Origin of the sequence: Noviherbaspirillum soli (genome assembly GCF_015352955.1) — a bacterium.
Taxonomy (GTDB): domain Bacteria; phylum Pseudomonadota; class Gammaproteobacteria; order Burkholderiales; family Burkholderiaceae_D; genus Noviherbaspirillum_A; species Noviherbaspirillum_A soli.
The window spans coordinates 84,523-92,104 of sequence record NZ_JACYOX010000023.1 but is presented as its reverse complement, the minus strand read 5'-3'; the positions used below and the strand labels follow the sequence as shown (position 1 = coordinate 92,104).

General features: G+C 53.3%; 8 protein-coding genes. 2 read left to right on the top strand and 6 right to left on the bottom strand.

Features of this window, described 5'->3' with window-relative positions; translation table 11 throughout:
* On the top strand, nt 1-649 hold a 649-nt coding region (locus IGW04_RS16330; protein WP_194714147.1), incomplete at its 5' end, for an SMODS domain-containing nucleotidyltransferase.
* A gap of 148 nt (nt 650-797) precedes the next feature.
* Here the strand turns inward: IGW04_RS16330 and IGW04_RS16325 are convergent.
* The 6 genes from IGW04_RS16325 to IGW04_RS16300 all read right to left on the bottom strand — a co-directional run bounded on the left by IGW04_RS16325 (nt 798) and on the right by IGW04_RS16300 (nt 6,584).
* On the bottom strand, nt 798-2,156 hold the full coding sequence (locus IGW04_RS16325) for a tyrosine-type recombinase/integrase (protein ID WP_194714146.1): 1,359 nt from the start codon (nt 2,154-2,156) through the stop codon (nt 798-800).
* A 358-nt stretch (nt 2,157-2,514) separates the two neighbouring features.
* The gene (locus tag IGW04_RS16320) at nt 2,515-2,820 is read right to left on the bottom strand and encodes a hypothetical protein (protein WP_194714145.1); all 306 of its coding nucleotides are present in this window, start codon (nt 2,818-2,820) and stop codon (nt 2,515-2,517) included.
* A 55-nt stretch (nt 2,821-2,875) separates the two neighbouring features.
* A complete protein-coding gene (locus IGW04_RS16315; RefSeq protein WP_194714144.1) occupies nt 2,876-3,676 on the bottom strand; it encodes a hypothetical protein in 801 nt (266 codons plus the stop codon).
* A 140-nt stretch (nt 3,677-3,816) separates the two neighbouring features.
* A complete protein-coding gene (locus IGW04_RS16310) occupies nt 3,817-5,028 on the bottom strand; it encodes a P-loop NTPase family protein (protein WP_194714143.1) in 1,212 nt (403 codons plus the stop codon).
* Between the two features lie 77 nt (nt 5,029-5,105).
* A complete protein-coding gene (locus tag IGW04_RS16305; protein ID WP_194714142.1) occupies nt 5,106-6,098 on the bottom strand; it encodes a helix-turn-helix domain-containing protein in 993 nt (330 codons plus the stop codon).
* Nucleotides 6,099-6,344: 246 nt separating this feature from the next.
* On the bottom strand, nt 6,345-6,584 hold the full coding sequence (locus IGW04_RS16300) for a hypothetical protein (RefSeq protein WP_194714141.1): 240 nt from the start codon (nt 6,582-6,584) through the stop codon (nt 6,345-6,347).
* 187 nt (nt 6,585-6,771) lie between these two features.
* Here IGW04_RS16300 and IGW04_RS16295 point away from each other — a divergent pair, with 187 nt between their 5' ends.
* Entirely contained in the window at nt 6,772-7,497 is a 726-nt protein-coding gene (locus IGW04_RS16295; RefSeq protein ID WP_194714140.1) for a Crp/Fnr family transcriptional regulator, read from the top strand.
* The last annotated feature ends 85 nt before the right edge of the window (nt 7,498-7,582 follow it).

Genomic DNA, 7,582 nt, shown 5'->3' with positions numbered 1-7,582 from the left:
TGCCGCTCAAAACCTTGGTCTGCCGCCATCGCCAGAGTCTGCTGTTTCATTATTCATCGCCATGCTTGTTGTTATCGGTCCTTACAACGTTTTACGTCCTCAATCCGTTTACTTATTCAGCATTGCCCTAAATCGATTGAAGACCTTCGTCGAAAAGCGCTATGGTTCGTCGGAAATTTATCAGTCCAGTCCGACCATCGTGCTTGAACTGAACCACATCAAGTTCGACTTGGTACCCGCCACGAAAACATGGCTCGGCGAGCTTCAGATTCCCAATGGATCGGGCGGTTGGATGACCACGAATCCTAACGGCTTCAACGCAACGCTTGAAGCGAAAAACAAAGACCAAAAGTCGCTGATCAAGCCAACCATACGACTGTTTAAGTACTGGAATGCAACTGCTGGATTCCCGTTCCAATCTTTCGAGATGGAGAAATGGGTCTGCGGCCTGACCTTTTGGTTCCTGGCGAATCAGAAGGACTACTTCCTTGCCGTAATTGAAAGTCTAAATACCAGTTCTTCCTACTCGCAGTGGGTGAACAATGAAATTACGCGCGCGAAGAATATTGTGGCTAAGGTCAGGCAGTACGAGAAGGACGATATGCCGGTAACGGCGGAGAGCGAGATCAAGAAGTTGTTCAGGCTCTGAGCGAGGTTCTATGACATTGAATCTAGCGAAAGCCGTACTTGGTTACTTAAAGGGGGCTGATGATAAGCTGAACGCTGCAGAGCGCCGAGTGCATCTTTGCAGCCCTCCCCAGTGAATGCCACGCGAAGGAGTAGAGCAGGCAGTATCTCTATCCATTCGTGCTAATACGTCGTAGGTCTGCAAGGTAGTTCTTGATCGGTTCTGCATACTCGAATGAAATGCCAGCCTGCCCAAGAAACCAAGCTTCTATCCTCGTGTGCCAGCCTAGCAAGACTTCCTGTGAACGACGTTTGTAGTGTTTTTCCGCAATCGCTGATGGCCGATGGCCTTGAATTTGCGCAATTAACCCACTAGCCGCGCCAGATTCTTCTGCCAATGTAGCGAAGGAGCGGCGGAGGCCGTGCAAACTGACATGTGGGAGCTCAGCACGCTCTAAGGCCTGATTGTGGGCAATACGAGGTTCCGCAATATAACCACGGTCCGCCGATTTGCTTTCGAAGACATACGGTGAAAGATCGCGCCCTTTCTTCTTAGCATAGCCTTCACCTTGAGCTTTTAGCTTATCGAAGAGGGAGGTAAGGTAGGGCGGAATAGGGATGGTGCGTCCGCTGTCCTTGTCTACCTTGTCGTCCAAAATCATGCGTCCGGCCTTTAAGTCGATGTCTTTCCATTGCAGTTTCGCAAGCTCTTCGCGTCGTGCGCCTGTTAGGAGCAAGCCCTGTAAGTAAGTCGAAATGATGGGATTTGGGATTGCCTGAACTTCTCGGAACCACGCTGCCAAGTGTGGTCGCTCCAGACAGTCGCCGTTCTTGGCCTTGGATTTCGGCAGACTGTCACGGATTTGGCGGGATTTGTAAAGATCAGCAGACACTATACCTTGATACTGCGGCACGTCCTGTAGCCAGCGAATGAAAGCTCGAAGGTAGCGGTAGGCTTGGCTAACTGCGGTTGGTCGCTTGGGACTCTCCTCACGCACCATATCTGCGATAGCTTGGCTTGTGAACTTGTTCAAGGGAATTGGTGAGAAGCGCGCCAGCACGCCTGCCTGTTGCTTTTTAGTGCGTTCGGCTGATGTGCGGATGTGATCAAGATAATTGCGCTCGCCCCAATGAGATTTGCGAGCCTCCAAGTACGTTTCCCATGCATCGCGGAAGGTGACGGCTTTGCGCTTGGCTTCTTCCTGCCGCGCTCGTACTCCGGCCAAGTTGTCAGCTTTGGCTTCGCGAGGGTCTTTACCCTCGGCCACAAGCTGCCCATACTTCTGGGCTTGCCTGCGTGCCTCGGATACGTGCATATCGTGGATGCTGCCAATTACAATTTTTGCGGACTTGCCAAGGATGCGGTAACGGTAGACGAATGTGCGTACGCCAGTTGCGTAGACGCGTACAGTGAAGCCCTTTACCTTCTCATCCGGATAAAAAACGTCTGTCTTGCCCTCTGGGCATGTTAGCTCACGTACTCGCTGCTCCGTCAGGTTGATGGTGCGTGTTTCAGGTTCTCTTGCCATCGGGCATGCCTTTTGTTGTACGGTTCCTAGCGATACCCGTCGAGGGTGAGTTAAGAACACATTCTACCGTCAAGGGCACGCCAAGGGCACGATTCCTAGCAGTTTTAATTTTTCTAAATATTTCGAAATCCGCAAAGCGTCAGGGTGAAACGTATTAAAATCAACGACATGGTGGCTTCATTCCTGTCGTTTCCGCTGAGATCCGGTTTTAAATTCGCAAAACCTTCCGACTCATAATCCGTTGGTGCCGTGTTCGACTCACGGGAGGCCCACCAGAATAAAGAAAGCCAACCTGTTAGAGGTTGGCTTTTTCATTTGCCGGGGTGCTTCAGTCTTTTATTAAAGAACGCTGCCAAGGTCAGGGAAGGACCCGCCATTTGTCACCCTCCCTGGCAAAGATATATTTCAACACCAAACTTTTTCCAGCTTTCGAAGCCACCCCGCATTTGTAAGCATTTTCTCCTGTATTTTCGCATCCGGTCTTTCTTGCTTCTGCCCGCATCGTTGCCAGATCTCCAAGCAGCCTTTTCGTCGGTCCGAAATCATTCAGGGTGTCGAACATTTCTGCTTCCGTCGGCTCGCCTTTGCCGCAGGCTGTCAGCATGAGCAGCAAAACCATGATGGCAGTGCAAAATCGGTAAGGGTGACGATGTTCTGCTGTCATGGCCATTCTATGTCTTGCGCAACGTGATTGATCAGGCGGTGACGGAATTTCCGGCTTACCGTTGAACCGCAAGGAAGTAATGAAAACGGTATGGGGTGCTGCCGTCATTTCCCGCATTCGTCTGCAACACGATGGCGTATTTGGTTGCCCCATTCACACCGTAACGGAATGCCTGGCCGGAATAGGCGCCACTTCCTCTGCCATTGGCGTTGGAAATCAGGATGCCTGGATATTTTTCCGGATTGAGCAGGTCAAAAGCCTGATTCCTGGGTATGGTCGAGTTCGTTATCGACAGGTATAACGCGCCGTCCGTATTGATTTTCAATGTTTCGACTTTTGCTTGTGCGAGAAGCGCGCAGTCAAAGACATCAAAGGTGGTGCCCGATAAGTCATCCACTGCCCCTTCCTGCACGCGCTCCAGAGAACTGGATATGAATACCTGGGTTACTTCATTGCTGGTGGAGGCCGATGCATTACAGCCCATCAGCAGATTTCCATTGAACCGGTATGCTCCAGTCGAAAATGGCCCGGCCCAGGATACGGTCGCATAAGCATCCGACGTTGAAACCAGTTCCGTTCCCGCCGAGGTGGGAAACTGAATCGATCCCTTCTTCAGGGCCGCGTCGAAATTCACCGTTGCGCTGATAGTGGAAACCACATAGCCCTTGTCCGACATGACCGTGTTCGTTGCCTGATATTGCGCATACTGGATCGTTCCCTGCGTTGCCGCGGCCTCTGCGGAAGCAACCGTGGAGCCGGGCCCCGCCGTGGTGGCTTTATAAGCGCTTGGATCGCTGCCACTGCCGCAGGCGGCCAGGGTCAATACCAGCACGGATGCACAGGCATGCTTTTTCATTCTTCTTTTCCCGGGAATCGCATTGAGAAAACAGCTTGATGAACACAGCCATCAAAAATAAGGAATGGCGTAAATCCTTTTGCGTGCAAAGCCGCCAGCCGCGCCGGCGCCGCATGCCGGCCATGACAATCCTGCAGCAATTACAGCCTGATAGCCATTACGCTTCCGGCCGCCGTGCATTCCTGCCTTTTGAGGTCCAATGACCAGGTATTCGCGGACAATTCAGCATAGGTGCCCGTGAATTTTCCTGCCGAAGCGTCAAATATGCCGTTCAGCTTGAAATAGCCTTCCGTGTAATAGGTGACCTGGGAAGTCATCGCCGATACTGCGAGTGGATCCGATTTTGTCAGGCTCACTGCGCCGGTTTTCGGGTTGTAGCTTCCCACGGTTTGTATGCCGTCATGCTCCAGAACGAAAATGCCGCGGGACGCATCGATGGCGATCCGCACAATGACAGACTCGTTGCCGGTATTGATTTCGCAGGAGATGCTCGCGTTATTGGCGCTGACCGTGGAAGGAATGTGATAGGACGTCACGTTCGTGGAAAGCTGGTAATTCGCGAAAGCGCCCGCCGTTTCATTTGCCAGATCCTGGTCTACGGCGGTCGCAACAGTCACATTCGCGGCGTCGCCTGCCCATTCGAGCGCTGTCTTGCTGGTCGTGCCCAATGCCTGGTCCTTGACTGCCGCCGCTGCCAGCAGCAGCGTGTTGCTGGCTTGACCGCCAAGGAGGGAATCGCCCTGGCCGAAGTCGATCACGGCCTTGACGACCACGGCGGCCGGCCGAATTTTCGTGTAATCGGGGACGTAGCTGTCGAATTCGGCCTTGGACACGGTGCCGTCGCTGTTCGTGTCGGCGAGGACGAAATCCGCCGTAGTGAAATGCGTGATGCGGGCAGAAGGCAGCGCGGCCGAGGTCACTGTTGTGCCACTGCCTGCAGCCTGCGTTACCTGTGCAAGCGTGCCAAGGGCCGAGGCGAGCTTGATCGTGTTGCCCTTGCTGGCCACCAGGGTAAGGAAGCCGGGGGCGAGGTCTTTCGGGATGGCGATGGTGTAGTTGCCTTGTGCGTCGGTCTCGGTGGAGCAAAGTGCGGCGCCGGCCGCATTGCGTGCCTGCACGCCATTCGAGAAAAGACAAACCTGTGCCCCCGCGATCGGGCCATCGCTGACCAGCCCGCTCAACGCAATGGCATTGTTGCCTGCCGCGCCGGAACCGGAAGCATTGCCGCCATCACCATTGCTGCCATTGCCGCCACAGGCGGCCAGGAAAAGGGGAAGAACGGCGACGGCTGCTGCTTTATGCATGGATTTCCCTGAAATGAATTGGCAAAAAACTGTTGGCTTGAACAGCATCTGGCAATGCTGAACGATATTGTCTTTTGTTAATCCTAGGGCTTGACGGATAGAACATCCATAGGATGGATGTTCTATCAGGCCAATTCGGGAAGCCTGTTCCTTAATGCAGTCTTATTTGACACGCCTAATTTCCTGTAGGCCGAATGCAGTTGATTGCGAATGGTGGCGGGAGATATATCGAGTTTTTTTGCAATTTCCTTATACGTCAATCCCTCGGCGGCAAGCATGGCGGCGCGGTATTCTGCCGTTGAAAGCGGCATCTGCTGATTGCGCATCTCGGTAATGGTCATGCAGATCATATTGCCTTGCACGGTAGATTTTATACAGATCGCTGCGCCGACAAACATCTTTTCATTATTCCGCCTTAGAGAGTCGATCAAAAAACGCGGCAGAAGTGGTGGCGTCCATTCTTTCCACTCAAGCTGAATAAGCCGAATGACCTCCGGTTCCACAAAGTGCAGACAGCCGTCAGGCGTGGCCAAGGCAGTCGCACCGGAATCCGCAGACGAAGACGGAGAAACATGGAGGCGTGCGTTGATCCTTCTGGCCTGAATGATATGGGGCAGCAGCAGGTTTGCCGTATGGGCGTCTTTTTCGGCGTAGGCATTTCCTTTCACCGCGCGCCAGAGCGCGATTGTGGGTGCCGTGTGAATCGTCGTGCGCGCTGACACGAAAGTCAGGGAATGGGCGGTTTCGTACTTGCGGCAATAATCCAGTACATTTGGATCGGAAACGCCTTCTGTCAGGTTGGCAATGACGCTCTTGCCACGTTCGGCCAATGCTTTTTTCAGCACGAAATCCCGGCTGCTCAGCGCGCCATCCCTGTTCAGGCTTTCCGCGCCCATTGCCTTTGGCCTGTCCAGCATTTTTTCGACAGGCGCGTCGTGAAGATGAATCGACTGGATGATGAATTTTTGCTGCTGTATCGCGGAAAAATCGACGATTACCGCAGAGTCGAATTGCAGCACATTCTTGAATTTGTTGAGCGCATAATGGTTGAAGTCTGGGCTGGTGCAATATTGCGCACTGTCGTAGATATCAAGAACAAGGTTGGCGAAGCTCTCCATTTGTTTTTTGCAAGGCGGTTTTCTGGAATTGAGCTGAAAATTGAGATACTGGAAATTGTCGGAAATTTACTTTTAGTATAATCGAAAATATGAAATGGCTTCAATAAATAGAAGCCTTCATTCCTGAAACAATCGCACCAAGCCCTGGCCATGATTTCATGCCTGAATTCTGGTAATTTCCTTGCAGCATAGATAGCTGCCGCTCTAAAGATAACGACCGTTTTCGCCGGCTTTAAGGAGTCGCGCTCATCGCTCACCCGTCTTCCATGCTTCGGAAAAGAAGCAAAGCAGGGTGCCGGCCTCGCCACATGCGGCGCCTGAATCCGCGATGCACGCCTGAGAAAACCGGGCATCGATCAAAATGAGCGCGGCTGCGGCGATATCGCAGAAAACATGTATCGCAGCGCTCGCCGCTGCGATGGCAATGCAACCGCCGCTCAAAATGTCTTCATCCCGCGGCGCATATGTCAGCATCCATACTGACATTCGTCGCGCCAAGCCTCAGCATGCCGCTTAACTTCAAAAATGCGAGGCGGACGGAATTCCATGGCGAATTCGATTGGGGAGGACGCAATGAAAAACACTAATCTTGTCCATTGCGCAATGGTCAATCAATGATCTTTAATCGTCATTTGATACGTCAACGCCTTATTTATAACGATCAAGAATTACGATGTATCAGTCGATGAGCGAAGGACATACCTGCCAGAACCGCATCCTGGCGAGGCTGTCTGCTGAGGATTACGCCAGAATCGTGCCGCAGCTTGAACTGGTGAAAACCAATCTGAAGGATGTCCTCTACGAACGCGGCAGGCCGATTTCCTATGTGTATTTCCCCTGCAGTTCGGCGCATTCCAACCTGATCATGCTGGAAAACGGCTCGGCAGTGGAAGTAGGTACGGTCGGCAATGAGGGCCTGTCGGGAATGGAATTGCTGATCGGCGCCAGCACCGCCATCGAGACCGGCGTATGCCAAGTCGCGGGTACCAGCATGCGCATGAGCGCGCAGGATTTCCGGGCGGCGGTGCAGGGGACGACCGCGTTGCGGCTGCTGGCGGAACGGTATTTTCACGGTTATCTGTCCCAGGTGTCGCAGTCCGTCGCCTGCAATCGCCTGCACACCATCGTGCAGCGCTTCGCGCGCTGGCTGCTAATCATGCACGACCGGGTGCGCGGCGAGGAGTTTTCCCTGACCCAGGAATTCCTGGCAACCATGCTCGGGGTGCACCGGCCCAGCGTCAGCATGGTGGCGGGGGAGTTCCAGAAAGCGGGAGTGATCGAATACACCCGCGGCCAGATGAAGATCATCGACCGGACAATGCTGGAAAGGATGTCCTGCGAATGCTATGGCATCGTGCGCTCGGAATTCGACAAGGCGCTGGGAACGCCGCACGGCTGATTACTGTGGCTGTGCTTGACTCAGAGCAATGCGCTTGCGGCCCGGACACACTACATTGTTGATCATTTGTCATGCTTGCTGACGC